Genomic DNA, 261 nt, shown 5'->3' with positions numbered 1-261 from the left:
ACCACCCACGTTCAGCGTGCCGATGCCGAGTGCCGCGGCGTTGCCGACGGTCAGGGTCCCGGCGTTGAGGGTGGTACCGCCGCTGAAGGTGTTGACGCCGTTGACAATCAGGTTGGCCGCCCCGTTCTTGGTCAATCCGCCACTGCCGCTGACCACGCCGCCGAGGGTGAGCGAGTTGGCGCCGCCAGCGGTGAGGTTGGCGTTAAGCGCAATCGCATTGTTCAACGTCACGTTGGCGCTGCTGTTGAGCGTGCCGCCCGT

At 66.3% G+C, this 261-nt stretch carries 1 protein-coding gene; it reads right to left on the bottom strand.

Translation table 11 applies throughout. The annotated features are described in order from the left end of the window. A partial coding sequence (locus tag CE491_RS00545) for an autotransporter-associated beta strand repeat-containing protein (protein ID WP_199884914.1) occupies window positions 1-261 on the bottom strand: 261 nt, incomplete at both ends.

It is taken from the genome of Pseudomonas bohemica (assembly GCF_002934685.1).
Taxonomy (GTDB): domain Bacteria; phylum Pseudomonadota; class Gammaproteobacteria; order Pseudomonadales; family Pseudomonadaceae; genus Aquipseudomonas; species Aquipseudomonas bohemica.
This window is presented reverse-complemented; position numbering and strand designations above follow the sequence as displayed.